A 26,283-nucleotide genomic window follows, 5' to 3' on the forward strand; every position below is an offset into this window, starting at 1 on the left:
AAAGGAACCAAAAACGCTTTAGCGCCCCGCTTCAACGTCCGACCCATAACGGGCTCAAAGTCTAAACAAAAAAACTCGCTCCAGAATTTGTATAATACGAATCAACAGATAAGCTCAAACACGTTTTTGTTTTTAACGTCTTTTTCTCCCTATGGGTACCCCGAACTTTAAGCTAACGGCGCCAGCTGACGCACGACAAGGCTTGGTGAGGCGTCAGCCCTCCGTGCATATGTTCCCTAGGCGGGGCACCCAATCCGTAGGCGTAGGCGAAGAGCAAAATAGGGTAGCTGCTATAGATATCTGATTGTGATACAAATGCCTATTCCAGTATTATTTTGCTCCGTCGTAGCTTCGGTTTTGGGTCGCCGGGGGACGAAGCACTAGCTTTTTGGTTCGTTTTGGGCAATGCCAAAATGAACAATTAGATGAAACGAAGTGGAGACTAAAAGATCGAACATATAACTTATATACACTTCGTTTCTGTGATTATTATTTCAATTACTGATTGGAATAAATGATGAATGGCTGTTTAAAAAAATACAAAACCTATAAATTCCACCTTATTAGTTCTTTAAATACAAGAAAAAAGACTAATTTTGTGGGTCAAATTTAAGAGCCTGTTTAAATTTTAGCGAAAATTTTTCCGAGGGCTCTTTTATCTAAATCTTAGCTACTTTTTGTATTCCTTTGAGCGTCTTTTTTTACTTTTTTTTGATTTAGCCCGCTAAATCCGCAAGTAAAAATCAAAAAATCCATCTCAAAATAATTATAAAAAAAGTTCAGTTATAAATTTTAAACAGACTCTAACAAACGAAAAAACGAAATACATTATTCATTTTTAAACAAATAAAAACAATGAGAATCGAGAAAATTTTCGCACGTGAAATCTTGGATTCAAGAGGAAATCCTACAATTGAAGTTGATGTAACCCTTGAATGCGGTATCCTTGGCCGCGCTGCTGTACCGTCAGGTGCTTCAACAGGAGAAAACGAAGCTTTGGAACTTCGCGATGGTGACAAAAAACGTTATGGAGGTAAAGGTGTAACTAAAGCCGTAGATAATGTAAACAAAATAATAGCTCCTGCCTTACTAGGCGAATCTTCTCTTGACCAAAGAGGAATCGACAGCAAAATGCTTAAACTGGACGGAACTAAAACCAAATCTAAACTTGGTGCCAACGCTATTCTTGGTGTTTCTCTTGCTGTAGCTAAAGCTGCTGCTAACTATCTTGAACTTCCTTTGTATCGCTATATCGGTGGTACTAATACTTATACACTACCTGTACCGATGATGAACATCATCAATGGTGGTTCTCACTCTGATGCTCCTATCGCATTTCAGGAATTTATGATTCGTCCTATAGGTGCAAAATCATTCAAAGAAGGTTTGAGAATGGGTGCTGAAGTATTCCATGCATTGAAAAAAGTGCTTCACGACCGCGGACTAAGCACAGCAGTAGGTGATGAGGGTGGTTTCGCTCCAGCTCTTAATGGAACTGAGGATGCATTGGATTCTATCCTTAAAGCAATCAAAGATGCAGGTTACAAAGCCGGAAAAGATATCACTATTGCTCTTGACTGTGCTGCTTCTGAATTCTTCAACAGAGAAACTAAAGTTTACGACTATAGCAAATTTGAAGGAAAAGGCGGTGCAAAACGCAAAATTGCAGATCAGGTTAAATTCCTTAAAGAACTGACTGAAAAATACCCTATCGACTCTATCGAAGACGGTATGGACGAAAGTGACTGGGATGGCTGGAAAAAACTTACTGATGCTATCGGTGACAAAGTTCAGCTAGTAGGAGACGACTTGTTCGTAACTAACGTAGACTTCCTTCAAAAAGGTATCGAAAGCGGATGTGCTAACTCTATCCTTATCAAAGTAAACCAAATCGGTACACTTTCCGAAACATTGGATGCTATAGAAATGGCTCACCGTGCAGGATATACAAGCGTAACATCTCACCGTTCGGGTGAAACAGAAGATGCTACTATTGCTGACATCGCCGTTGCTACTAACTCAGGACAGATCAAAACAGGTTCTCTTAGCCGCACAGACCGTATGGCTAAATATAATCAGCTTCTTCGTATCGAAGAAGAACTTGGCGACAAAGCTGTTTATGGCTGGAAACGCGTTCAACGCAAAAAATAAGAAGTCAATTCTTAATATTATAGAAAACCGATGTCTGAAAAGGCGTCGGTTTTTGATTTTTATACGAATCTGCATATATTTGTGCAAGCCTGCATGAAGGGGGCTGTCATAACTTTACCCGGCAGCTTATTTAAGCCTATGAATCGGATCATTTTTATATTGCTTTTCTTATTCTCTATTTCATCTATTAGCGTTTTTGCCCAGAACGATAAGGATACCCCACGCAATGGAGAAGGTATTCATTTATTCTTAAAGAGGAATAAGCGTACGAGTAGTGTGCAATACGAGCAGTTTTTGGAACTAAATAAAGGTAAATTCGGAAGAAATAACTCTCTTCTGAAAGGTGTTTCATATACACTCCCCCCATTATCCGGCAAGCTGAATCCGGAAACTCAGGATAAGCCCCTAGATAAACAAAATAGCAAGACAAAGACTAATGAACTTTTCGGAAACAAGTATCAGGAATATACAGTTAAATCGAATAAGCTGAAAGGTACCTGTTTCTATCTTTCGAGTGGACATGGTGGTCCTGATCCCGGTGCTATCGGGAAGGTAGATGGCTATGAGCTTCACGAAGATGAATATGCCTATGATATAACCCTGCGACTTGCCCGCGCCCTACTCGAAGAAGGCGCTACCGTGCATATGATTATACAGGATGCGATGGATGGTATCCGGGACGAGAGATATCTTTCGAACAGTGATCGCGAAACCTGTATGGGTGACGTGATTCCACTCAATCAGGTGAAAAGATTACAGCAACGGAGTGATAAGATAAACAGTCTGGCAAAAAGGACGAAAGAGAAATATAAAAGGGCTGTCTTTATCCATGTGGATAGCCGTAGTCAGAAACAGCAACTGGATGTCTTTTTTTACTGGGCACCTAAAAGCAGCGGTGGTAAAAAACTGGCAAATACAATGAGAACCACATTCGAAAGCCATTATGATAAGCATCAGCCAAGCCGGGGGTTTACAGGAACGGTCAGTGAGCGTAGTCTCTTTGTATTGGATAAAACGACTCCGGTGGGTATCTATGCGGAACTGGGTAATATTCAAAACAGTTTCGATCAGCGTAGATTTTTAGATCCGAATAACCGTCAGGCTTTGGCAAACTGGATGTGCCGTGGATTTATTACGGATTATGAGAACTGGAAGAAGGGGAAGTAATTCTGTTTGTAAAAAAAATAACAAAACAAATCTTAATTTTTAAAAATATCCGTTATCTTTACTATCGGTCGGATATCTTATAGCAGTGAGAAATCAGGCTCGTTTGATTGATTTAACGGAGAGGTGTTTGTAATGATAGTATTTATACCAGGATAAATTGTGACAATTTCCCTGCCTCCTCCATTGTGCAACCTTTACAAACGCCGGTTATGGGAATCACCGGTATAATACCTAAAAAACATGAACAGAAAAACGCTGAAACGGATTGTGGTCATGCTCGTGACATTAACCATTTTATATGGTTGTTCCTCCGATGACGACAGCCATGTTACCACTGAAAAGCCTGTAGAACCCCTGACGGTCAGCGGGGCAATGGACTGGTACAATGAAACTGTAGGCAGGCTGGAAAAGCAGAAAAGTACAACTGATAATTCTAAAGATATTTCGTACAAGCCATCCGGAAAGCTTGCCGAATTGTTTGCCGACGAACAATGGTATGCCGTAGAGTCACCATTGGATTTCGGAGACCGTAATCTGATGATTATGACCCCCGAAGTGAGTAATTATGCCGATACGAACGGCGATGACAACGTAAAGCAGGTGCTGAAACTGGTTGTGCTCAGAAACAAAGAGACCGGCGAAACGTTTAGCTTTATAATGGCTGTGGTACCCGAACTGGACTATATGCTGCGCAAAGGCGATGAACTGGACAAAGCTACCTATCTGTCGCCCAATTCGGATCTCGATGGTTATGTATTCTTCTATACGTTGGACGGTGAGCTTATAAACGGCTGGCTGTACAAGGGGGGAAAAGTAACAGGAGGTATTAACTTTTCCGGAGAAGGGCCGAGGACAAAGATATTGAGAGCCATGTATATGGAAGTTAGAGTATGCGGATATTATGAGGTCGAATGCGGTGGAGGAGGAATCAAAGCCGACTGCTATAGTTATATTCAGGTTATATATGTAGACGACGGCATAGGAAATCCTTCTTCAGGGGGCGGAGTCAATAATAATGGAAATCCTCCTTCAGGTGGTGGTAGGCCGGGTTCCGGGTTGCCGATAAAGCCATTACCTATAGATGATTATGAGGGGGCGGAAAGAATCCCTGAGACTCGTACCGATTGTGGCGAAAATTCTACACAGAATGCTAATGCAGCAGAGAACGCAATGAATAGCCCTGATGTGATGACGAGCTTAAACGCTCTCAGAGAGTATGCAAAAAACGATGAAAACGAATGGGGTATGCGGATTGATTTCGTGGATGGGAAACCCAAAGCTTATGCGTTGCACGAAGGTGGCACGGGTTCTGTACCAATAAATTTCTTTGAAGATACTGCATATGATTTACATAGTCATCCTAATGAGACCAGGGAAGGGTATCACAATTATACGGGCTTTTCGATGGGAGATATTCATGGTGCTTTACAAATAGGGGGCGAAGCCAGTTTTTATAACTATAAGGGTAGTATAGTTGTTGCCTACGATGGCAGCGAATACCTGCTGGCTATAAACGACCGCGTAAAAATACAGAAATTTTGGGGTAATGATGCAACCAAAGAATTGTTTAAGCCAGGTAAGAGTGCTTATTTCGAAGACTCAAAAATGGATGCTGATTATAGGAAGATAAGAAAGCAATTGGAAGATAATGTATTTTCCAGAGACAATGCGCATGATTATGCCATGTCTTATCTGTTAGACAAATATAATACCGGATTAAAAATATCGAAGAAAGAAAAAGGTGAAAGTAGTTTTAAAGAACTGAAAACAGAAAAGAATAGTATAAAGAGTGATTATAAACCAACAAAATGTCCATGATTATGAAAAAGATAATTTTATTAATAGCATTTATTAGTATAAGCATATTAGGTAAAGCCCAGTGCAATTTACCTTATAAACCCTTATCAGAGTTTAGTAAAGATACCACTGCTTTTATTATTTATAACTTTATGGATAGAAAAGATTGTTATAAGGGGAAAACATTAAAAGAAGTAACAATAGATTTGGGAATACCCGTTATAGACTATACACGAGCAGATATTGAACGAGGAAATTTATTTGGATATATATATATATATATATATGATGACTCTATTGTTAGAAAGTTATGGGATAGTAACAAAGATGATAATGCTATTAGAATTTTTTGGGAAACACCAATAAATGTTCGCCATCCGGATTACAAAAGGCTAATAGGTACTGATTGGGATAAAGCATATGAATATATGAAAGACATGCAGATTAAGGAATTAGAGGTGCCAATTTCCCGTTACAGCAAATACTACGAAAAGTATAAAGAAAAAGAAACAAAGTCATACGACCCCAATAAAAGAAAAGAAGGAGTTTGGTAAACTATTGTAATATTCATAGCAGGGGGGTATTCCTCTGCTAATTCTCCATTGAATTATGAAAAAGATTATAACATTGTTTTTATTGATAATAACTTTTTTAAGTGTGAAGTCTTGATATAATTTGTCTTATAGTCCATTATAGGGCTTTAGTCATCAATATAAACTCTATAAACAGAAAAAATGAAACGAAAATTATTATTGTATTTTGTTATATCCATTTCATTTATAGCACAGGGATTTTCTCAGAAATTGGAAGTTACTTCCCGTTACGAAGACAGGAATGTTGTCTTCGATGCTACGTTCGATGGTACAGGCACCTATACACTTGTCCTGTCATTCTCGGAGTTACAGGGATACAAAAGCCGTTCGGGCCGTCAGGCCATCATCAACATCCCCTCACCTTTTTCCGGTAATTCGATTTACAAGCTGACGGAGATAGATGGAGCCAGAACTTCTACCTATCGTTATTCTTATCAGTATTTTCAGGGAAAATATAATGCTAAACCGGATGAAAATTTTCCATACCTGCTTCCTGTAAAACCGGGAAATAATGTCCGGGTATTCTGGCTTGAAAATTTAGAAGTAAAACTCGGAAAGTCTGTTGCTGACAAGATTTTGGGTGCAACTTTCAGTTATACGGGAGTAGATACGGTGTATGCAATACGAAGCGGGCAGGTTGTAAGCGTAAAGAACGGCACACGCGACAGGATAATACCGGAGGCAGGAACAGTGTATTATGACGAAGCCTCCCAAAGTCTTATAGAGGTAGAGCATAAAGACGGAACTATTGCCCGGTATGTGTGTATGACGTCAGGAAAGAGCCTATTGGAAGAGGGCGACAGGATAATTGCCGGACAGCCGCTTGCTGTTTTTACACAAAAGGATGATAATCAAGAAATGAAAGTGGGAATACATCTTTTTCGTTTGGGGAAGAAATTCGAATATGAGGTGATTATGCCGAAATATTATACCGATAGTGGACTGATACAACCTGAATACGGGAAAGAATATGTTGGTGCTTCTGCAAAGGAAATAGTGGAGAAGGAATTGACGAAAAAGGAGAAGAAAAATCTGAACTTGTAGATGTGTCTGTCTTTATTTTATAGCTGGTAGCTTTTTCTTTATCAATTTTTATTTACTTTATCTATATCTATAGCCTTGACTGTTAGTCGATAGCTGGCAGTTCTTTGAAAGATTGATATGAGGATTTAAAAATTGAAAAGATATAAAAAGCGTCACCTTTGTTACCTTTTAATAGTTACGGGTTACAAGGTGTTAACTGCTAACTGATATATGTGTCACCTTTGTTACTTTTTTAGCGAGCGTTTCTTTAGCACAGGATAAGATAGATAATACAGAGCTAAAAAAAGCGACAGTATAAAATAGTGTAAAAAGTGTCAAGTTTGTCAACTTTTGAATGTAGAGTACTGCATTTACTTATTGTAAGCTGAAAAAGGATACACCTTTTCTGTAAGTTTAAATAGTTTCGTATATTTGTGAAAAACGTTATTATTATGAGATTACTATTAATCAGCAATTCGACCAATCCCGGAGAAGCTTATCTGGATTATCCGAAGTATAATATTAAAGAATTTTTAGGAGATAGACCGGTTAAGGCATTGTTTATTCCTTATGCGGCAGTGACTTTCTCGTATGATGAATATGAAGAGAAAGTAAATAACCGCTTCCAAGATATAGGGCATAGTGTCGTTGGTATTCATCATTTCGAAGATCCGAAGAAAGCGGTTGAGGATGCTGACGCTATTATAGTTGGCGGAGGAAATACATGGAAGCTCGTGCGTATGATGCGAGATAACGGCTTGATCGACCTTATCCAGAAAAAGGTAAAAGGAGGAACACCATATATTGGATGGAGTGCAGGTTCAAATGTAGCTTGTCCTACATTGCGTACGACGAATGATATGCCTATTATCGACCCTAAAGGTTTTGATGTAGCTAATTTAGTCCCTTTCCAGATCAATCCTCATTATCTGGATGATCATCCTTCCAATCATGGGGGAGAGACCAGAGAAGTGCGTATTAACGAGTTTATCACCGAAAATCAGGATATATATGTAGTAGGACTGCGTGAAGCAACGATGCTTAATATTGAAGGTGATGTATTGAAACTGATAGGGAAAAGATCTGCCCGCATATTCAAATATGGCCAGGAACCAAAGGAACTAACCGATAAAGATGATTTTAACTTCTTGATGAAATAAAGATGTTTGTCTGGGGGATTAGTTCTGCTCTTCCAGGCAAACCATAACAAAATCCGGTTCCACTTTGTAATAAGCTGTGAACTGATGCCCTGAACCTGTACGGTACTCCGATGCTTCGAATATACCTTTCTGTCCGGGGATAAACTGTCCGACAAACAGATGTTCCCTGAAATCAATACTATCTGCGTCCAGAAATTTGAACATGGCTTCTTTGGCCGACCAGTGTAGGAGGAGATGTGCCAGTTCGTTATCTTTATCTATATACTCACCTTTCCCTATGACACGGTTTTGTACACGCATTATCTTATCGGATATCTGTTCTATATCGAGTCCTATTGGCTTTTCTCTATTAATGGCTACAGCAACGAATTTTTTGGTATGTGATACACTTATATGGAACGACTTGTCTGTCAGGTAAGGTTTTCCCGACGGGTTGTAATATACCTGCTTTTCTTCACCTGCCAGTTCTTTGATCAATAGCCGGGCAGAGAGTATTTCCAAAACACGGGATTCGGACTTGATGGAATATATGTTCTCAACCCAGTTATGATGAGATAAGGCCGAGAGAAGTTCTTCCCTGGTCTCTTCTATTTTCCATACACCTATCAGTGTAGCTGCGGTTATATATTCCTTGTAGTAAAGCATTACGGTTTCAAAGGTAAAACTTTTTCCATCAACTCAGCAAAGATGGCAGCCATACGTTGCTGAATATATTTATCCTGTCCTTCATCGGGATGCCAGCCAAATTCTTCCCTGTTAATTGTCTCATTATTATGGGCGTATAATATGCTGTATTGCTTACCGGTAACAGGGTGCAGATGGTTTCGTGAAAAGCCTATGTATCTATCGAATTCCACGATGGGGAATCCCCATTTTTCGCCCAGTTTACGAATGGCCGGATTGAAAATGGTACGGGCATCGTGCCAGTGGGTACACATAACGATTACCACAGGCTTGCCGTTTTTTGTACCATAGTATTTAGAGTCTTTGTCGAACTTCAGATTATAGCATTCGGTAATGTAGCGTTTGATCACATAATCGTATGCTGCTGCATAGTTGGAACGGTCGAATGGGACAGGGTAATCTTTGTAATTCAGCTTTAGCCCTGCCGTATCGGCAACATTCTCGTCGTGAACATGCATGATGACGAATGCATCTGTCTCTTCCAACTCTTCTTTGGTATATAGTTCCCCTTTAGCCATTCGGTTTGCAGCATCCGAGATCGCTGTGCCGCCTATGGCAGTATTGATCGGTTTCGCGTTCAGTTGTTTGCACGCAAGTTCGAACCAGCCGTTGTTAGATGAGGCAAAAGATGCTCCGGTCAATAGAATAGTGTATTTATTATTATATTCGCTTTTTCTGGTATCTCCTTTTCTATCCCGGCACTGTGCGTTTGAGAATATCATAAGGATTAGCGATAGGCAAAGTAGTACTTTCTTCACTGCTGCTTATTTTAATTATGTAACTGACATAAAAAGAGGAAAGGAGCTCTATTGTTATAAAACTCCTTCCCCGATATACTTATGGAATATTAGTTGACGTATGCCAATACTTGGTTTTTCTGAACTTTTGCACCTTGCTTAGTTTCTATCTGAATGACCTTACCGGAAGAAAGAGCCTTCACTTCTTCTATGCCATAGTAAGTCTGAACGAAGCAGATAACATCGCCTTCTTTCACCTCTGTACCTATTACAGGAGCAGTAGATACATCATCTACATCCACCTGCCAGATCACCTGGCCACTCACTGTAGCCTGAATAGGTTTTGCATCAGGATATTTCGCCTGGATAGCTTCAGCATCGAATGCAGGTACTTCGATTACCTGACGTGTAACGATAATAGGAGCACCGGCTTTTTCCTTCTGTTTCTCCAAATCTTCGTTGAAACGTTCTTTAGCCAGGCCGGACTTATAGTCACGGTATTGACGGTCATGCATTGCAAGTTCGAACAATTCTTCATCATCCTGACCGTAATCCCATCCGTTGTCGTCCATCTCTTTGCGGTATGTATCCAACGCATCAGGATATTCATCCTGAGGATTACCTGTATAGAATTCAAGATTTTTAGACTTGGCCAGTTCAATGATTTCGTCATCCAGTTTGCCCGGAAGTGTTCCTGTTTTACCCAGAATCATATTCCAACTGTCTTTGTCGATATTGGAGAAACGAGGTTGTCCCTGAGCCATAGCAAAGATATTCATCAGTGCGATGTTCTTCACGTATTGGCTGAATGGTGTTACTAATGGCGGATAACCAAGTTTAGGCCATATATATTCTACTTCCTCGAATAGCTGGACTACGAGGTCGTTCAGTGTTACTTCGGCTTTTCCATTGTTGCGAAGTGCCATATTGATAGCAGAATGCATACCGCGAAGGTCGGCCATCATAGAGCCCATCATACCACCCGGAAGACCACAGCCTACAAGCAGAGAGTTCAGGAATTTATTGGATGGGTCGATCCAGTAGCCTAAGAAGTCGTCGATGAAAGACTGTGTAAGAGCACGAGCTTCCATATATGCATTCATATTGATATCAGGAACAGAGAAGCCGGCATCTTTCAGCATGGCCTGTATTGTGATAACGTCAGGATGTACCATTCCCCAAGCTAATGGTTCGATAGCAGTATCCAGATAATCAGCCCCAGCTCTTGCAACTTCGAGCATAGATGCAACGGAGAATCCGGGGCCTGTATGTCCGTGATATTCGATAGGGATATTCGGATGTCTGTCCTTTAATGCTTTTACAAGTTTACCGAGGAAAGCGGGGCGGCCTACTCCGGCCATATCTTTTAAGCAAATTTCGTCTGCGCCGAAATCGATCAGTTTATCAGCGAAATTTACATAATAGTCAACAGTGTGTATCGGGGAATGTGTGATACAAAGAGCAGTCTGAGAAATCATACCTGCTTCTTTTGCATATTTTACCGACAATTCCAGGTTGCGGGGATCGTTCAGTCCGTCAAAAGAGCGGGAAATGTTTGTGCCCTGAGCTTGTTTTACCTTGAACATCAGATTGCGTACATCTTTCGGAACGGGATACATACGAAGGGCATTTAATCCACGTTCGAGCATATGAGTCTGTATTCCCACCTTGTTGAACGGTGCTGTCCATTCGCGAACCGCTTTGTTTGGATTTTCTCCGTAAAGCAAGTTTACTTGTTCGAAAGCTCCACCGTTTGTTTCAACACGGGCAAAACAGCCCATATCGATGATTACAGGTGCAATTTGTGTTAATTGGTCAACACGCGGCTGGTACTTTCCGGATGACTGCCACATGTCACGATAAACGAGGCTAAATTTAATTTCTTTTCCCATGACTGTTTTTAGAGTTATATTGAAAAAGAGCAGCATAAAACGGCTTATGCAGACTCTAAAATCTATTAATTCATCAACTGTATATCAATCTATTGATTGCCTCACAAATTTAGGTTTTTATATCTGAATAAAAGAATAAAATAATTATTAAAATTATCAATTTGTCATAAAAAAAGCGTAATGTTTCCGTTTTTTATCCGCTACCTGTGAGGCTTGCACAAAGAAGGTAAAAGTGAGCATCTTTTTGTCTGATAAATCTTATTTTTTGATCAATGAGGGTTTTGTAATGAATAGAAGGAATAATTACTATCTCGTTTTATTTCAGCTTGCAGTATATCTACAGTTTGAAAAAGTAACACATGTAACACTTTTTTGCATTTTATTCGGATTAATAGTATTTTTCAATTCCACCGAATCCTGTTATTATCTTATTCTCTTTTGTTTTTTTTGTAAAGTTGTTTAATCGCTTTTCAAATTCTTCCGGTCGTTTCCTTGCTGCTTCAATGTATGCAATCCGGATACGTTTATATGGGTCGGAAAAACGTTGATAGTTTTTCCATGCTATATTATCTTCTTTCAATCTGCCAATGATATCATTTGGAAAAATAAAAGGATCAGACAAGACATCTCGTATTTTATCCTCAAACTTTGGATGTATCATTTTATTTTCCAATAACCATTTAAGTCTTTCTTTGTTGGCCTGCGAGTATGTACTTTTCGAATTTCTGGGCGTGAAACGCTGAATTTTATGCTCTTTATCAAGCGATTTTATTGTACTGTCAATCCATTCGAAACAGAGTGCTTCTTCGACAGCATCGTTGTATATAATACTTTTTTTGCCTGATGATATGCTGGGGAATACAAACCAGATTTCATAGGCAGTCTCAAAGTTTTCGATTAGCCATTTTCGCCAATCTTTTCTATTTTCAAAGTACTTTATTTCTATTGACATAACAGGTTCATTCAAGCTGATTATTATACTGCCTTTACTTTCATAATAACGGAGCGTTTATATGTCAGTATTCTCTCCCGGAGACGCTAAGGCGCAATAAAGGTAACAAAAGTAACAGATGTTTCAGTTAACAGTAAACAGTTAGCAGTTAACAATGCCGCGGCTTCCCATACTGAGAGAAACGAAGTGTCCCGTCAGAGAGTAGTTGGCAACTTTTATCTTATATCTTTCTCCCAAAAAGTAACAAAGGTAACAGTTTTCTATCCTTTTTGCCCTTTGTAATTCCCTTCGTGTGCTTAGTGGTTAAATTTCTTTACCACAAGGGACACAAAGAGTTACACAAAGAACACTATATAAAAAGTAACAAAGGTAACACAAAGAGTAATTAATAATGAATAATTAATTATTAGCTTTTACCCTCTCTGTATCCTCTCTTCGGGGCGGGGCTGTTAAGTTCTAATTTTTATACCCTCTGTGTCATGTTGAACGGAGTGAAACATCTCGTTTCTCAGAGTCGAGATCCTTCGTTCCACTCAGGATGACAGCAGAAAATAACAGAACAAAGAAGAGAACTTAACAGCTCAGCCCTTCGCGGAGAATTAAATTGCAAATCGACGGAGTAAAAATCGACAGAGCGAAGCGAAGCCAATGGAGGGGCCATCAATATTTCAAAGAACTATAAGCCAACAGTAAAAGACTAATAGCTTACTGTATAGATAATTTTTTTTAAAGAAAATAATTTTCGTGCGGTTGCCTTAATAAAGAGTGTCGTGTATAAATAAAAAAGAGATTATAAATCTCTTTATAACCTCTTTTGTCTTATCCTAAATTTTCTTTTGTTTAATTTCTTAACGCTTTATCCATTGCTGCTGCGGCTTTTCTTCCATCACCCATGGCAAGGATTACGGTTGCTCCGCCACGTACAATATCCCCTCCGGCATACACTTCCGGTAAGGCTGACTGCATGGTGTCTTGATTTACAACGATTGTCCCCCATTTAGTAACCTCCAGCCCTTTGAATGTAGACGGGATCAACGGGTTAGGTGAAACACCTACACTCACAATTACCTGGTCTACATCGAACCACTCGGTTGCGCCTTCGATGGCAACCGGTTTACGGCGGCCCGAAGCATCAGGTTCGCCCAGTTCCATTTTTTGAAGAAGCATACGCTGTACACGTCCGTTCTCGTCTCCTTCGTATCTGAGCGGATTGTGCAGAGTATGGAATATTATACCTTCCTCTTTGGCATGTTTCACTTCTTCGATACGTGCCGGCATTTCTTCTTCCGAACGGCGATATACAATATATGCTTTTTCTGCGCCTAGTCGTTTCGCTGTACGTACGGCATCCATCGCTGTATTTCCTGCTCCGATGACAGCAACTTTCTTGCCCATCTGCACAGGAGTGTCACTTTCCGGATTCGAGGCATCCATAAGGTTTACACGGGTAAGGAACTCGTTGCATGACATCACGCCGATAAGGTTCTCTCCCGGAATATTCATAAAATTAGGCAATCCTGCGCCGCTGGCAGCGAATATTCCTTTAAATCCGTCGCTCAGTAAATCCTCACGCGAAATAGTTTTACCTACTATACAGTTGTTGATGAACTTCACACCCATTTCGCGAAGGACATTTATTTCAACATCGACTATCTCGTTAGGGAGGCGGAACTCGGGTATACCATATTTTAATACACCACCGATCTCGTGTAATGCTTCGAATACAGTGACGTCATATCCCAGTTTGGCCATATCTCCGGCAAAAGCCAGTCCGGCAGGGCCTGACCCTACTGTTGCGATTTTGATACCGTTGGCAGGGGCTAATTCAGGTAAGGACATTTGTCCGCTTTCGCGTTCGTAGTCTGCTGCGAACCGTTCCAGATAGCCGATAGCAACAGGCTCTTTTTTCATCTTTTGTATATAGATACATTTTGCTTCGCACTGTTTTTCCTGTGGACATACACGTCCGCAAACGGCCGGCAAAGCACTGGTCTCTTTCAGCACTTTTGCAGCTTCGAGGAACTCTCCCCGCTCAATATTTTTAATAAATGAAGGTATCTGTATGTTTACAGGGCAACCCTCCATACATGTAGGGTTGGCACAATCGAGGCAGCGTGCAGCCTCGAACATTGCCTGCTCCTTTGTCAATCCCAGGTTTACTTCTTCTTTTAATGAATGGCTCCTGTATTCGGCATCCAGTTCAGGCATATGTACACGCGACCTCTCGCCACGCTCTTTGGCTTTCATGCCTCTGCGTAGTTCGTCTCTCCAAGGTTCACTACGTCTTGCCTGTATGTTTTCTTGTTCTGTCATAACTTATATTTCGCTGATCGCTATTGGCTTATGGTTGTTAGTCTTATGGTTTGTTTTTAGTCTTCTGCTTAATTGTATGCTTTCAATCTCATCAACATTTCATCGAAATCAACTTCGTGAGCATTGAATTCCGGACCATCTACGCATACAAACTTGGTTTTACCTCCAACAGTGATGCGGCATGCACCGCACATTCCTGTCCCGTCTACCATTATAGTATTCAGGGAGGCCATTGTAGGTATATTATACTTCTCGGTAAGAAGGGATACGAATTTCATCATAATGGCAGGGCCTATGGTTACACACAGGTCTACCTTTTCCCTATTGACTACCATTTCGATTCCATTTGTAATCAGTCCTTTATACCCATATGAACCATCGTCGGTCATAACAATTACCTCATCGGAATATTCTGCAACCTGCTTTTCGAGGATTACCAGATCCTTTGTACGTGCAGCCAAAACTGAAATTACTTTATTTCCGGCCTTCTTCATGGCTTCTATAATAGGCAGCATGGGTGCAATACCAACACCACCGCCTGCACATATTACGGTGCCGTAATTTTCGATGTGGGTAGCTTGTCCCAAAGGTCCTACAACATCTGTGATATAATCACCTGTGTTGAGGTCGCAAATCTTTTTAGATGATGCACCTACAGCCTGTATAACTATTGTTATTGTACCCTTGGCCACATCAGAAGCGGCAATTGTGAGAGGAATACGCTCTCCTTTTTCGCCTACCCGTACAATTACAAAGTGTCCGGCTTTACGACTTCGTGCTATCAGAGGTGCTTCTACCTCAAACTTTACTACATTTTCAGAGAAATACTCTTTGTCTACAATTTTATTCATTCCAGAATATTAGTTTAAGAGACTATTTAGATTTTATGATTAGTTTTTTAGTGCTATAAACAATTTATCTATTCACTTGTTATATTAAAAATATGGCGAACGGGCTGTTGAAATATCAAAATGTAGCCTTTTCATCGAAAAAATATGTGATTAGGGTTTAAAAAGATTCTTTTGTCAAGATATTTTAAAGCCTGACATGCAAAGTTACGACAAAGTTTATTTACTAAGTCATTATCTGCTATAAAATATCATATAATTTGTTAGTTTAAGTTTTTGTGGAAAAATTCGACAATGTTTCCATAACCTTCTATTTCCAATTTCTTACGGATAACAGACTTCTTCATCTGGATGGTATTGATGCTGAATTCTAATATGATAGCTATTTCGTTATTGCTGAGCCCTGCATATTCAAGGCAACATATACGGATTTCAATTTCGTCGAGCTGAGGATACTTTTTTCGGATTGTATCCGGAACACCTTTATATAACTGGTTCATTATATCAAATAATTTATTCCAGTCAAGATTCTCCTGATTGTATACTATTTCGTTTACTTTTTTCAATAGTTTCTGACCATGTTTCTTTTCCTCTCCTTTCAATTCTGTTTTAAGTAAAGCGACCTTTTTGAAAATATCGAAGTGCTGGAATAAAACTTTTCTGAAGGAGTTTTCTTTCTCATCAATGTTGTTGGCCATTTCCTGCATTTGAAATATTTTTTCCTGAGCAACAGCCAGTGCCGCTCTGTCTTTAATTCTCTTCCGGTAAAAAACAAAACTCATAGCCAGAATAAATATAAACATCAGTAATATAATGAGGAATGCTGTTTGTCTCTGAATAAGAAGCCGGTTGTTTTCGTTCTGTAACAGCTCGATGTCATATTTTTTCTGAACATCGAGAGCTATATGATTATTTGTGTCTTTGAGCATCTTTTTCAGGAGTGCAGTATATTCTTTGTAATCGCTTAATGCCTGTTGATAGTTTTTGTCTTTTTCTGCTGTCTTAGCCAGTAGTTGATAGATTATTAATTTTAACGGGTGGTTGTCATACCCTTCTATCAGCGTCAGTGATTTATTGATATAGAATAATGTGGAGTCTTTGTTCTGTTCATCGTCGAATGAATAAGCTATGTTGAGATAGTTTCTTGCTACCTCTTCATTATCATTTAAGTAAGGTATAGAATGCCTGAAATATGCTCTGGCTTGGTCTCGTTTGCCAATGCTGCCGAGAGCGAAACCCATGTTGCGTATAATAAAAGCTTGTTCTATAGAGTCGTTGTGCTCCTTGGCCAGAGATAAGCCTTTATTGTAATAGTAGAAGCTACTATCCATATCTCCTTTTGTTAGCAGATTGGAACCTATTTTGTCATAGGCTATGATTTCATTCTTATAGTTTCCTGCTTTATTGAAATGTAGAATCGCTTGTCTATATTTGATAATTGCTTCGTCATTCAAAAGTTGATCCTGATAAAGGTCTCCTATGTAAACCTCTATCAGTCCCTTAAGGGCATTGTTGTCGCTCTCCTTTGCGTAAGTTTCAGCATTTAAGTATGTACTCATAGCCATTTGGGTGTCTCCTCGTACCGCCAGAACATATCCGCTGTATAGGGAAGCTATGGCTGTATTTTCCATATCACCTTTGTCTTCGTAATATTTCTTTGTTTCAAAGATTATAGTGTCATTCGTTATATCTTCCAATGTTTTGTCTTTGGCTTGTATATGCAGAAGGATATATTTGTTGTAGAGTTCTTTGTCCAGATCTTTAGGGTCAATCTCATTGTTGAGTATCTGTAAAGCCCCTTTGGGGTTTTGTTCTAAAAGGACTTCTGCCCGGCTTAGTGTTTCTTCCGTTTTTTCGTTCGGGTTACAAGATAAAAATGCAGCGCACAGCATGAATATAACCCCGATATTTCTATACATAATTTCACTCATTTGAAGGATAATTGTTGAAAAAGACTTCATAGTTACTTAAAAAAAGGCTTCAAAACAAGAAATATGGTATAATTTTTCTAAGAAAAAATCTATATAAAATGACATATTTATAAATATAATTATTTTATAATTAAATATATATGTAAAATAGGACTTATAAAAATCTATATCATTCAAAAAAACATTGCATTTGTTTATTTCATCCATTAGTTTTGTATCAGACTTACAGAGAAAGACAACCTTGCAATTCCTTGTGGCTATGAGAAAGATTTATCTGTGTTTTTTGGTTTTGGTTGTTTCATTTATTATAAACACGTATATGTATTCGTTCAATAGTAAGAATAGTTATTACATCCTAAGTGTGAATGATGATGATGTTGACTGGGAAATTACAGTAAAAATCCTCACAGGATCCAATAGACCAAGGATGGCAGATGCCGGCAAGACTGTATCTCTCTTTAAGCCTGTACAGATTTATCAAAGTAATTTTGGTTTAAAAGTCAATCTGTTCATTTACGGAAAGATAAATATCAAAATTGTTGATAATGCAGGTATGCCGGTTTATTTACGGCAATTTACACCGGATGGTGTGAATACTAAAGTTGAAATAAATACCTCCGGATGGAATAGTGGTAGTTATACTATTACTCTATCAGATGCAACAGGAACAAATATTGCTGTCGGAGAATTCGATATACGTTAGGTTTATTAGGCAAAGATACTTTTCCCGCAAGACTTAGCTTACTTACAATTACAATTTATTATTGGGGAAGTCTTTTGCAACAGCTACTTGCAAATAGCTATGGAAAGGGTGAATCTGGACAGATTTGCCCTTTTGCATTTTAGAGACTATTGAATTATAGCGAAATGAACGCTAAAAATCTATCTTAAAAGCAGTTTAAAACAGACTGGAGGTATAACTCAAAACAGTTTCTTAGAAAACAAAGCGGATCCAGCAATACGAAAGAACGGCGATTATGATCCATAAGATTATACCCAGCAGGAATGTGTTCACACCTGTTTCCTTTACTTCTTTCATATTTATGGATGTACCTATAAAAAATAAAGAAATCATCATTCCTTTCTTGCCGAGCCAGCTTAAATGGTCGTTAGTCTCGGCCATTCCCGGTATGTAATTACCTATAATGATAGCAACGACGAATAGGAAGATGAACCAGGGGATATTTATTTTAGATGCTTTGTTTTTATTGAAGAATGCGATACACAAAGCTAAAGGGATAATCCATAACGTACGGGTAAGTTTTACTGTAGTACCTACCTGTAAGGCTTGTTCCCCATATGCGGAGCAGGCGCCGACTACAGAACTGGTGTCGTGGATGGCAATGGCGGCCCAATAGCCGAAATGTGTCTGATCCATTTCCAGTAAATGGCCGATCACGGGGAATATAAATAGTCCCACGGCATTTAATACGAATATCACAGCCAGAGAAAAACTTATTTCGTTGTTTTTTGCCCCTAATACAGGTGCTATTGCAGCTATGGCACTTCCTCCGCAGATAGCGGTCCCTCCCGAAATAAGCATGGTTGTATTTTTCTGTACCTGAAGAAATCTTCCGAGAATAATACCGCAAACCATGGTGACGGCGACAGAGACAACAGTGATCATAAATCCTGTTTTTCCCGTTTGCACAACATCGTGTACCGACATGGAAAATCCCATGCATACAATTGATGCCTGTAGTAGATATTTTGTTAGTTTTCCTGTTTTTACAACCTCTTCTCCTTTATAGAAGATAGCAAGCAATATACCGATAAACAGGGCCAAAGGAGCGGAGAAGAACGGGAAAAGACAGCAGATAGGAATGACGTAATATAATTTACCCAGATATTTTTGCATGATTTTATTCCTCCAGCATTTTAAGTGCTTTGTTCTCGCACCCGGTCATAAATTCGCGTTCACCGGGGCCTTTGTCGTTGATCCCGCACAGGTGAAGGATTCCATGTATGATGATCCGGTGGATTTCTTCGTCGTAATTTGTCTCAAACTGTTCGGCATTGCTCTTTACCGTATCCAGGCTTATGAATATATCTCCCGATATAGTCTCGCCCTCAGTATAGTCGAAAGTAATAATGTCTGTGTAATAATCGTGCTGTAAGTATTGATTATTTATTTCCAGAATTTTCTTGTCGGAGCAAAAAATGAAGGAAATATCTCCGACCTTTTTTTTATAAGAAGCCGCTACGGATTTTATCCAGCTTGTGGTCTCACGCTTTTTTATAGAGGGTAGTTTTACCTCTTCCGCCTGATATATTATCGCCATAACCGATTTTTGATTAGAGAAATGATTTTGCAAAGGTAAATTATAATAAAATCAGGAGCAAGAAAATATCGGGAAAAGCAATATGATTCCGACTACAGGCGCTATAGACGGTATTTATCTGATAATAAATAAACCTTATGCAAGAAGCCGCTAAACAATATAAATAATCATTATCTTTGGTGCATTAATAACATAACTAACGCATTTAATAGTATGAAGAATATCGCAAGAAAAACTCTCGACGAGTTTATTATTGAGAGACAAGAGGATTTCAGGTACTCTACAGGTGAGCTTTCCCGTCTTTTGAATTCTATATTGCTTGCTGCCAGAGTAGTAAGCTATAAGGTGAATAAAGCCGGACTTGTAGATATACTTGGTGCAGCCGGTAATGTGAATGTACAAGGCGAAGAACAGAAAAAGCTGGATGTATATGCCAATGATGTATTTATACAAACGCTGGTTAACCGGGAAATTGTTTGTGGTATTGCTTCCGAGGAGAATGACAATTTTATAACCATACAAGGGCTGGACGAGGGTCATAACAATAAATATGTAGTACTGATGGACCCTTTGGATGGCTCTTCAAATATTGAAGTAAATGTATCTGTGGGGACTATTTTCTCCATCTATCGGCGTATTTCACCAATAGGATCACCCGTGACAATGGAAGATTTTCTCCAGCCGGGGGTCAATCAGGTAGCGGCAGGATATATTCTGTACGGTACATCTACCATGATAGTATATACAACCGGACGCGGGGTAAACGGGTTTACGCTGAATCCGGCTATAGGCAGCTTCTATCTGTCGCATCCCAATATGAGATGCCCTAAAAATGCGAAGATATATTCGGTGAATGAGGGTAACTACGTTCATTTTCCACAAGGTGTAAAAGATTATATCAAATATTGTCAGGAAGAGAAGGAAGATCGTCCTTACTCTGCCCGGTATATAGGTAGTCTGGTTTCCGATTGTCATCGTAATCTGATCACCGGAGGTATCTATTTTTACCCGTCTACTCATAAGTCGCCAAAAGGAAAACTGAGGCTGCTCTATGAGTGCAACCCTATGGCTTTCATTACCGAGCAGGCCGGAGGTAGTGCCACAGATGGTGTAAACCGTATTTTGGAGTTGCAGCCTACCGAACTTCATCAGCGCACACCATTCTATTGCGGAAGCTCGAATATGGTGGAGAAATTGAAAGACTTTATAGCTCAGGCAGAAGAAAAGGAGAAGAAACAGCAATAATATAAAAATATAAAGCTCCCATTGTTTCAAAATTGACAATGGGAGTTTTTCTATATAGTTTATCAATGTTAGAATTGAATTATGAACTCGAAGAAGAAGATTTACTTCAACTTCAATTGTACTTTGCGTCGAAAGACGAGATGCAAATAAAACAACGTAGGAAAGAGAAATACAGAATGATAGGCCTGTCGCTCCTGTGCGGGCTTTTGTTGTTTTTCGATGAAGGCTATCGCCTGCTCTCGTATCTTTTCCTTGGCTCATCTCTTCTCTTTTTTATTATTTATCCATGGTGGTCGGTCTGGTTCTATAAGCGGATGTATAGAAAACATATATCTGAAAGTATGCGGGCAGAATTTCCTTATAATACAAAGCTTTTATTGGGAAGTGATCTTATTGAAATTGAAACAAAGAAAGGCCATCGACATTATGATGTAAAAGAGATGGATACTGTCATTGAAACGGAGCATCATTTCTTTATAGAGATGAGCCGTCAGGTAAGTATTATAATTCCGAAGCACCGGATAAATAATGCAGAGGAAGTAAAGATGCAATTGTTACGATACAAAGAGAATAATCCGTTCTCTTTTGTTGAAGATATGGATTGGAAATGGAAATAGGGGAGTAAGCCTGTTTCAAATATTTCATTATAGATTATAGTTACTTACATATGTTATACTTATCCTGCAACTTTATCTATGTATATAGCCAATGGCATTTCGCTGTTAGCTTATGGTTCTTTGATATATTGATGGCCCCTCCAACCTCCCCGAGGGGAAGCTACAGAGAGGGTAAAAGCTAATAATTAATTATTCATTATTCATTATTCATTATTAATTGCTCTCGATGTTACCTTTGTCACCTTTTAAGAATATATTAATAGTAGAAAATGGTTTTATCTAACGACGAAAATAAACAGTATCTGGCAAAAAGTACACTTTGGCTGATGGCAGTCGGAGCCGGACTGGTTGTCGCAAATAACTATTATAACCAGCCTTTGTTGGGGATGATAGCTAAAGAGTTTGGCGAATCCGAAGCTGCCGTCAGCAGGGTAGCCATGTTTACCCAGATAGGTTATGCGGCAGGGCTTCTGCTCATAATCCCGTTAGGTGACATGTTCAGACGGAAAAAGATAGTACTGATAGACTTTATATTTATCATCCTCTCATTACTTATTTTTGCTTTTAGCAAATCTCTGACCGTAATGATTGTCGCCAGTTTTTTCATAGGGCTTACATCTGTAGTACCACAGATCTTTGTGCCCATAGCCGCCCAGTTATCCGCCCCTGAAGAAAAAGGCAGAAATGTAGGAATAGTAATGAGCGGCCTGCTTATCGGAATATTGGCCTCACGTGTTTTTAGCGGCCTGCTGGGAGAATATCTCGGCTGGCGTGAGGTGTTTTACATTGCAGCCGGAATGATGGTTGTATTGGGTATTCTTATCGCATGGCTGTTGCCTAATATGCAACCGACCTTTAAGGGGACATATAGTCAATTAATGGGGTCTATATTCCGCTACACAAAAGAAATTCCCAGCCTCCGATTGGCGTCGTTACGGGGTGCATTAGGATTCGGTTCATTTTCCATGTTCTGGACCACCCTTACTTTCAGGCTCGAACAGGCGCCGTTCTTTCAGGGAAGCGATGTCGCGGGTTCGCTGGGGCTTGTCGGCATAGTAGGTGCATTGGCGGCGTCGGTTACCGGCTCTGTGTCGGGGAAAGTAAATAAGAATAAGATAATCCTTATTGCCAGCTTGTTAATGCTTCTGTCGTGGGGAATATTCGGATTCTCCGGAAATACTTATATAGGGCTGATTGCAGGTATTATCCTTCTCGATATGGGGCTACAGGGAATGCATGTCACCAACCAGACCATCGTTTTCTCTACCCATCCGGAGGCTTCCAACAGATTAAATACGGTATATATGGTGTCCTATTTCATAGGAGGCTCTGTCGGTACATTCCTCGGAGGCATAGCATGGCAATACTACGGATGGAATGGTGTTGTGAGTGTTGGTGGGCTGCTTATCCTGCTTTGTTTATCCATACATATATTGCTTTGCAACAGGACTAAATACAAGATGTAGGCACTTACAGCTTTTCTGTCCGTTTTATCCTGGACATCAGCAGAGATATTGCCGTACCTATTATGGCAAAGCCGAGTAAAAGGAATGGCATGTACCATACGATTATATCGAGCTGTATATGCCAGAACGCATGTTCTTTGAAGATAATGAACCATGATAAAGGGCACACCACCGAGGTAAATGTAGCCAGAGTCAAAGCGGTATATCTTCGGTCATGCAATTTACGGGTAAGAAACCAGATAATGCCTGCACATATGATGATAATGAATATCAGATATGCGAAACGGAAACGGATGAAAACAGGGGTGAATCCCCAATCCCAGCTATTCTCGCGAAGATAGTATTTGATAACATTGTTCCATACAAACGATAGTGACGAAGGATCACTGTTTGTCCCTTCCTGATCGGAGAACTCGACAAACGATGAACGACGGATAAAGGCCGTTTGCAGGTAGCCTAGTGCTCCGCCCAAATTGCCCAGATAAGTCCATAGCTGAAGAATAAGAATAAGGAATTGTACTAATGCCGCACCCAAAGCGACTAATCCGGCTTTGAAAGAGAATATGAAGAATTCTGCGAACCGTTGCCTTTCCAGATAGGAATAATAAACTATCGGAATAAAGATAGACAGCATCGTTGTAGAACTGAACTCCAACCCGGAGAAGAAGAACTTGACAAGGATGGCAATGAACAACGTAACAAATATCCGTTTATCGGATATAGTCCCCGGTAATGAATGCCTTTTTTCCAGAATGAGCAGTAGGGCAAGGAACGGGACATAAAAGTTCCATAGCGACCACCATAGCCCGTTTCCGCCAAACATAACGATCTTTGGCGAAAGGAATATAAGCAGGAAAGAGATAATGGCAGAAGTAATCCCGAAGTTGCGTAATACCCACCCGATAAAAACGAGGAAGCCTATTGCCATCAATATGGCATTCAGAAAACGGAGTGTCTGATAGTTGGTTTCGTTGCTGAAAGGGAGAACTTTCTGTATCAGGTAATAGAGAGAAGCCTGTCCACCGGAATGGCTCACATAGACACAGTATCCGTCGGGAGCATCCTTCTCGCCAAGATAATACTTAATCTGATCGAACTGGTTTTCGGATACAATGGAATCCCGCAAGCCCAGATCATTGACCCGCAGTTTATCCTTTATGCTATCGGGTCTGAGGTAATTCACACCCATGAATCCGGATGAAGCGAAGAATCCGTCTTTCTCGGCCTTTACCATCCGGCCTATCAGAAGGCCTTCCTCAAAGGTTTCGTACTCCTTGTAATGAATAGGGACGGCCACCTTGAAAAGGTTGCTATAAAAGCTGAAGGTAAGCAGTAGGAATGCGATACCAAAGAAGATGAAACGAGCCTTTCCGGCCTTGTTAGTATTCATAATGCGCTTGTTATTTTCCTAAAAGGTCTTTGAAGAAATACTTTACCTTCCACCAATTGGTATAAAGCTGCCTGTAACGGTAACGGTGTTTGTAGTGGAAAGTCGATTCATAATACAGATTGCGGGTGGCCCATATCGGATAATCTTTTAGCAAGCCCCAGTCGTAATGTTCATCGAAAGGGCAAATCTCATTCAACGAAACTTCAGCTATCTTGTATTTTTTTGCCAGCATGGAATATATACTCTGGTCGTGACGGTTCTCTACAAACCCTTCAAGATTAGGAGAGCGCGATGGTTCATCCGTGATAATGCTGTAATCGTCCAGATACGGTTGATACCAATCCTTTACGAACTGCATTACCAAAGGGCTTTTCTTAAAGAAAATGGCAGTGGATTCGAATTGGGGAGTATGAGTGAAAGTCTTATCGTTACGCACACCGTAATAGTCGAAGATATCGCCTTTCGTCCATTCGTTGTCGCAGCGTATCATTTCGGGCATATCGTTTGTAGGGATAACCTGACCTCTGAAGCCAAGGATACCTGTTTCCGACTTATCCACTATGTCGTAATATTCCAGCATACGTTTGCGCCCGTCCGGATTATAAAAGCAACCTAAATCAGCATACAGCAGCACATCCCCGTCATTCATCCTTTCCAGTGTCTGCAATACCAGATAGGGCTTCCAACACCAGTAGCCGAATCCACGGGAATAAGGAATCAGATACCGCCCCCACTTCTTTTTGAAGTCAGCATCGAGGTCTTTGTCGTTATAGGTATATATTTCATCGAAAACATTCAGGCTCTCAGCGGATTTCCGGTATCGTTCCGCTCCCTTGAACATAGGGTAATTGCCGAATGTGCATAAAACTCTCTTCATTTAAGTAACTGTTTAAATTTTACCGAAATTATCTCTTACATAACCACTTTCATTCTTTGGCATTCTCTTTATGGTTCTTTTGAGCATGTTTTCTACTTTTTCCTTTTGGTTTAGCCCGCTAAACCTGCAAGAAAAAATCAAAAAATCTATCTCAAAATAACTCATAACAGAATACCAATAAAATCTAAACAGTTACTAAGTCGTGTTAATTGTTGAATAAGTCTTTGAACCAGTATTTCACCGCCCACAATCTGCGGTAGAGTTTCCTCAACCTGAAACGGTGCTTATAGTGGTATTTGCTTGTATAATATTTATCGCGGCGAGCCTGTATGGGGTAGGTATCCAACAGGGACCAGTCGCGCTGAAAAATCTCGTTTGTAGAGATCTCGGCTATGCCGTATTTCTTTCCTAGGATGGAATAGATGCTCTGATCGTGCCGATTCTCTTTGAAGCCGGGCAAGTTTGGTACTCGTGATGGAGAATCGGTGGCCAGACTATAATCGTCCAGATATGCCTGATACCAGTCTTTTACGAACTGCATCACCAAAGGGCTTTTCTTAAAGAAAATGATTGTGGATTCAAACTGGGGTGTATGGGTATATGCCTTATCCTCATATACATTATAGTAGGCAAATATATCGCCTTTCGTCCACTCGTATTCGTAATAGAGTGTTTCAGGCATACCGTTATAAGATACTTCCTGACTCTTAACACCGAGAATCCCTGTGGGCGTCTTCTCCACCATATCATAATATTCCAGCAGTCGTTCACGTCCTTTAGGGTTGAAATAGCAACCGATATCAGAATAGAGGAGTACATCGCCATCCTGCATTCCTTCCAGAATTTTGAGAATGAAATAAGGCTTCCAGCACCAGTAACCGAATCCACGGGAGTAAGGGATAAGGTATCTGCCCCAACGTTTATAGAAGTCTTTGTCCAGATCTTTTTCGCAAACGGTATGGATATCATCGAACATATCCATGCTTTCGCACATCTTCCTGAAACGGGGGAAACCTTCTGTTAAATAATAGCTGCCGAATGTACAGACTGCTCTCTTCATTGATGTTGTGTTATTATAGGGTACAAAAATAGGGTATTTATTTGATAAATACCCTATTTTTGGTTATGAGTTACTTCGCCCTTTGGGCAGTTACAAGT

At 39.9% G+C, this 26,283-nt stretch carries 22 protein-coding genes; 10 read left to right on the forward strand and 12 right to left on the reverse strand.

The window, feature by feature from the left end; genetic code table 11:
- The first annotated feature begins 855 nt into the window (after positions 1-855).
- The 6 genes from eno (at position 856) to pepE (ending at position 7,891) form a co-directional block, all read left to right on the forward strand.
- Positions 856-2,151 carry a phosphopyruvate hydratase gene (gene eno / locus QZL88_RS13460; RefSeq protein WP_296941907.1) on the forward strand — a complete coding sequence of 432 codons (1,296 nt, stop codon included), beginning with the start codon at positions 856-858 and terminating at the stop codon, positions 2,149-2,151.
- 138 nt (positions 2,152-2,289) lie between these two features.
- The gene (locus QZL88_RS13465; RefSeq protein WP_296941908.1) at positions 2,290-3,318 is read left to right on the forward strand and encodes an N-acetylmuramoyl-L-alanine amidase; all 1,029 of its coding nucleotides are present in this window, start codon (positions 2,290-2,292) and stop codon (positions 3,316-3,318) included.
- A gap of 240 nt (positions 3,319-3,558) precedes the next feature.
- A complete protein-coding gene (locus QZL88_RS13470; protein ID WP_296941909.1) occupies positions 3,559-5,136 on the forward strand; it encodes a hypothetical protein in 1,578 nt (525 codons plus the stop codon).
- Positions 5,137-5,138: 2 nt separating this feature from the next.
- Positions 5,139-5,669 (forward strand): hypothetical protein, encoded by a 531-nt coding sequence (locus tag QZL88_RS13475; RefSeq protein WP_296941910.1) that lies wholly within the window; start codon positions 5,139-5,141, stop codon positions 5,667-5,669.
- A gap of 180 nt (positions 5,670-5,849) precedes the next feature.
- A complete protein-coding gene (locus QZL88_RS13480) occupies positions 5,850-6,752 on the forward strand; it encodes a hypothetical protein (RefSeq protein WP_296941911.1) in 903 nt (300 codons plus the stop codon).
- A gap of 431 nt (positions 6,753-7,183) precedes the next feature.
- A complete protein-coding gene (gene pepE, locus QZL88_RS13485) occupies positions 7,184-7,891 on the forward strand; it encodes a dipeptidase PepE (protein ID WP_296941912.1) in 708 nt (235 codons plus the stop codon).
- Between the two features lie 18 nt (positions 7,892-7,909).
- Here pepE and QZL88_RS13490 read toward each other — a convergent pair whose 3' ends face one another.
- The 7 genes from QZL88_RS13490 to QZL88_RS13520 form a co-directional block, all read right to left on the reverse strand.
- Positions 7,910-8,536: a 4'-phosphopantetheinyl transferase superfamily protein gene (locus QZL88_RS13490; RefSeq protein WP_296941913.1), complete on the reverse strand. Its 627-nt coding sequence runs from the start codon at positions 8,534-8,536 to the stop codon at positions 7,910-7,912.
- Complete coding sequence (locus QZL88_RS13495) at positions 8,536-9,333, reverse strand: DUF5040 domain-containing protein (protein WP_296941914.1); 798 nt, start codon at positions 9,331-9,333, stop codon at positions 8,536-8,538. The genes QZL88_RS13490 and QZL88_RS13495 overlap by 1 nt, the downstream gene beginning before the upstream one ends.
- Before the next feature lie 89 nt (positions 9,334-9,422).
- The gene (locus QZL88_RS13500) at positions 9,423-11,204 is read right to left on the reverse strand and encodes a biotin/lipoyl-containing protein (protein WP_296941915.1); all 1,782 of its coding nucleotides are present in this window, start codon (positions 11,202-11,204) and stop codon (positions 9,423-9,425) included.
- Positions 11,205-11,592: 388 nt separating this feature from the next.
- The gene (locus tag QZL88_RS13505) at positions 11,593-12,156 is read right to left on the reverse strand and encodes a YdeI/OmpD-associated family protein (RefSeq protein WP_296941916.1); all 564 of its coding nucleotides are present in this window, start codon (positions 12,154-12,156) and stop codon (positions 11,593-11,595) included.
- A gap of 840 nt (positions 12,157-12,996) precedes the next feature.
- Positions 12,997-14,469 (reverse strand): NADPH-dependent glutamate synthase, encoded by a 1,473-nt coding sequence (gltA, locus tag QZL88_RS13510; RefSeq protein WP_296941917.1) that lies wholly within the window; start codon positions 14,467-14,469, stop codon positions 12,997-12,999.
- A gap of 68 nt (positions 14,470-14,537) precedes the next feature.
- Entirely contained in the window at positions 14,538-15,320 is a 783-nt protein-coding gene (locus tag QZL88_RS13515) for a sulfide/dihydroorotate dehydrogenase-like FAD/NAD-binding protein (RefSeq protein WP_296941918.1), read from the reverse strand.
- 260 nt (positions 15,321-15,580) lie between these two features.
- Complete coding sequence (locus QZL88_RS13520) at positions 15,581-17,236, reverse strand: hypothetical protein (RefSeq protein WP_296941919.1); 1,656 nt, start codon at positions 17,234-17,236, stop codon at positions 15,581-15,583.
- A gap of 271 nt (positions 17,237-17,507) precedes the next feature.
- On the opposite strand from QZL88_RS13520, the gene QZL88_RS13525 reads away from it, so the two are divergent.
- Complete coding sequence (locus tag QZL88_RS13525) at positions 17,508-17,951, forward strand: hypothetical protein (RefSeq protein ID WP_148401903.1); 444 nt, start codon at positions 17,508-17,510, stop codon at positions 17,949-17,951.
- Between the two features lie 231 nt (positions 17,952-18,182).
- Here the strand turns inward: QZL88_RS13525 and QZL88_RS13530 are convergent, their stop codons facing one another.
- Positions 18,183-19,106, reverse strand: coding sequence for a putative sulfate exporter family transporter (locus tag QZL88_RS13530; protein WP_296941920.1), 924 nt, complete (start codon positions 19,104-19,106; stop codon positions 18,183-18,185).
- A 4-nt stretch (positions 19,107-19,110) separates the two neighbouring features.
- The gene (gene ybeY / locus QZL88_RS13535; RefSeq protein ID WP_194224399.1) at positions 19,111-19,530 is read right to left on the reverse strand and encodes an rRNA maturation RNase YbeY; all 420 of its coding nucleotides are present in this window, start codon (positions 19,528-19,530) and stop codon (positions 19,111-19,113) included.
- A 213-nt stretch (positions 19,531-19,743) separates the two neighbouring features.
- Between ybeY and fbp the strand changes: the two genes are divergently transcribed.
- The 3 genes from fbp (at position 19,744) to QZL88_RS13550 (ending at position 22,858) form a co-directional block, all read left to right on the forward strand.
- Positions 19,744-20,775 (forward strand): class 1 fructose-bisphosphatase, encoded by a 1,032-nt coding sequence (gene fbp, locus QZL88_RS13540; RefSeq protein ID WP_296941921.1) that lies wholly within the window; start codon positions 19,744-19,746, stop codon positions 20,773-20,775.
- Between the two features lie 65 nt (positions 20,776-20,840).
- Positions 20,841-21,392 carry a YcxB family protein gene (locus tag QZL88_RS13545; protein ID WP_296941922.1) on the forward strand — a complete coding sequence of 184 codons (552 nt, stop codon included), beginning with the start codon at positions 20,841-20,843 and terminating at the stop codon, positions 21,390-21,392.
- A 269-nt stretch (positions 21,393-21,661) separates the two neighbouring features.
- Complete coding sequence (locus tag QZL88_RS13550; RefSeq protein ID WP_296941923.1) at positions 21,662-22,858, forward strand: MFS transporter; 1,197 nt, start codon at positions 21,662-21,664, stop codon at positions 22,856-22,858.
- Positions 22,859-22,862: 4 nt separating this feature from the next.
- Here QZL88_RS13550 and QZL88_RS13555 read toward each other — a convergent pair whose 3' ends face one another.
- The 3 genes from QZL88_RS13555 to QZL88_RS13565 form a co-directional block, all read right to left on the reverse strand.
- Positions 22,863-24,248, reverse strand: a complete 1,386-nt coding sequence (locus QZL88_RS13555) for a hypothetical protein (RefSeq protein ID WP_296941924.1) — start codon at positions 24,246-24,248, stop codon at positions 22,863-22,865.
- Between the two features lie 10 nt (positions 24,249-24,258).
- Positions 24,259-25,125, reverse strand: a complete 867-nt coding sequence (locus QZL88_RS13560; RefSeq protein WP_296941925.1) for a hypothetical protein — start codon at positions 25,123-25,125, stop codon at positions 24,259-24,261.
- Positions 25,126-25,330: 205 nt separating this feature from the next.
- A complete protein-coding gene (locus tag QZL88_RS13565; RefSeq protein WP_296941926.1) occupies positions 25,331-26,185 on the reverse strand; it encodes a hypothetical protein in 855 nt (284 codons plus the stop codon).
- Positions 26,186-26,283: the final 98 nt, after the last annotated feature.

The organism is uncultured Dysgonomonas sp. (assembly GCF_900079725.1).
GTDB lineage: Bacteria > Bacteroidota > Bacteroidia > Bacteroidales > Dysgonomonadaceae > Dysgonomonas.

Coding starts and splice junctions, on each gene's coding strand:
- eno (WP_296941907.1), top strand. CDS start 856: ATGAGAATCGAGAAAATTTTCGCACGTGAAATCTTGGATTCAAGAGGA.
- QZL88_RS13465 (WP_296941908.1), top strand. CDS start 2,290: ATGAATCGGATCATTTTTATATTGCTTTTCTTATTCTCTATTTCATCT.
- QZL88_RS13470 (WP_296941909.1), top strand. CDS start 3,559: ATGAACAGAAAAACGCTGAAACGGATTGTGGTCATGCTCGTGACATTA.
- QZL88_RS13475 (WP_296941910.1), top strand. CDS start 5,139: ATGAAAAAGATAATTTTATTAATAGCATTTATTAGTATAAGCATATTA.
- QZL88_RS13480 (WP_296941911.1), top strand. CDS start 5,850: ATGAAACGAAAATTATTATTGTATTTTGTTATATCCATTTCATTTATA.
- pepE (WP_296941912.1), top strand. CDS start 7,184: ATGAGATTACTATTAATCAGCAATTCGACCAATCCCGGAGAAGCTTAT.
- QZL88_RS13490 (WP_296941913.1), bottom strand. CDS start 8,536: ATGCTTTACTACAAGGAATATATAACCGCAGCTACACTGATAGGTGTA.
- QZL88_RS13500 (WP_296941915.1), bottom strand. CDS start 11,204: ATGGGAAAAGAAATTAAATTTAGCCTCGTTTATCGTGACATGTGGCAG.
- QZL88_RS13505 (WP_296941916.1), bottom strand. CDS start 12,156: ATGTCAATAGAAATAAAGTACTTTGAAAATAGAAAAGATTGGCGAAAA.
- gltA (WP_296941917.1), bottom strand. CDS start 14,469: ATGACAGAACAAGAAAACATACAGGCAAGACGTAGTGAACCTTGGAGA.
- QZL88_RS13515 (WP_296941918.1), bottom strand. CDS start 15,320: ATGAATAAAATTGTAGACAAAGAGTATTTCTCTGAAAATGTAGTAAAG.
- QZL88_RS13520 (WP_296941919.1), bottom strand. CDS start 17,236: ATGTATAGAAATATCGGGGTTATATTCATGCTGTGCGCTGCATTTTTA.
- QZL88_RS13525 (WP_148401903.1), top strand. CDS start 17,508: ATGAGAAAGATTTATCTGTGTTTTTTGGTTTTGGTTGTTTCATTTATT.
- QZL88_RS13530 (WP_296941920.1), bottom strand. CDS start 19,106: ATGCAAAAATATCTGGGTAAATTATATTACGTCATTCCTATCTGCTGT.
- ybeY (WP_194224399.1), bottom strand. CDS start 19,530: ATGGCGATAATATATCAGGCGGAAGAGGTAAAACTACCCTCTATAAAA.
- fbp (WP_296941921.1), top strand. CDS start 19,744: ATGAAGAATATCGCAAGAAAAACTCTCGACGAGTTTATTATTGAGAGA.
- QZL88_RS13545 (WP_296941922.1), top strand. CDS start 20,841: ATGTTAGAATTGAATTATGAACTCGAAGAAGAAGATTTACTTCAACTT.
- QZL88_RS13550 (WP_296941923.1), top strand. CDS start 21,662: ATGGTTTTATCTAACGACGAAAATAAACAGTATCTGGCAAAAAGTACA.
- QZL88_RS13555 (WP_296941924.1), bottom strand. CDS start 24,248: ATGAATACTAACAAGGCCGGAAAGGCTCGTTTCATCTTCTTTGGTATC.
- QZL88_RS13560 (WP_296941925.1), bottom strand. CDS start 25,125: ATGAAGAGAGTTTTATGCACATTCGGCAATTACCCTATGTTCAAGGGA.
- QZL88_RS13565 (WP_296941926.1), bottom strand. CDS start 26,185: ATGAAGAGAGCAGTCTGTACATTCGGCAGCTATTATTTAACAGAAGGT.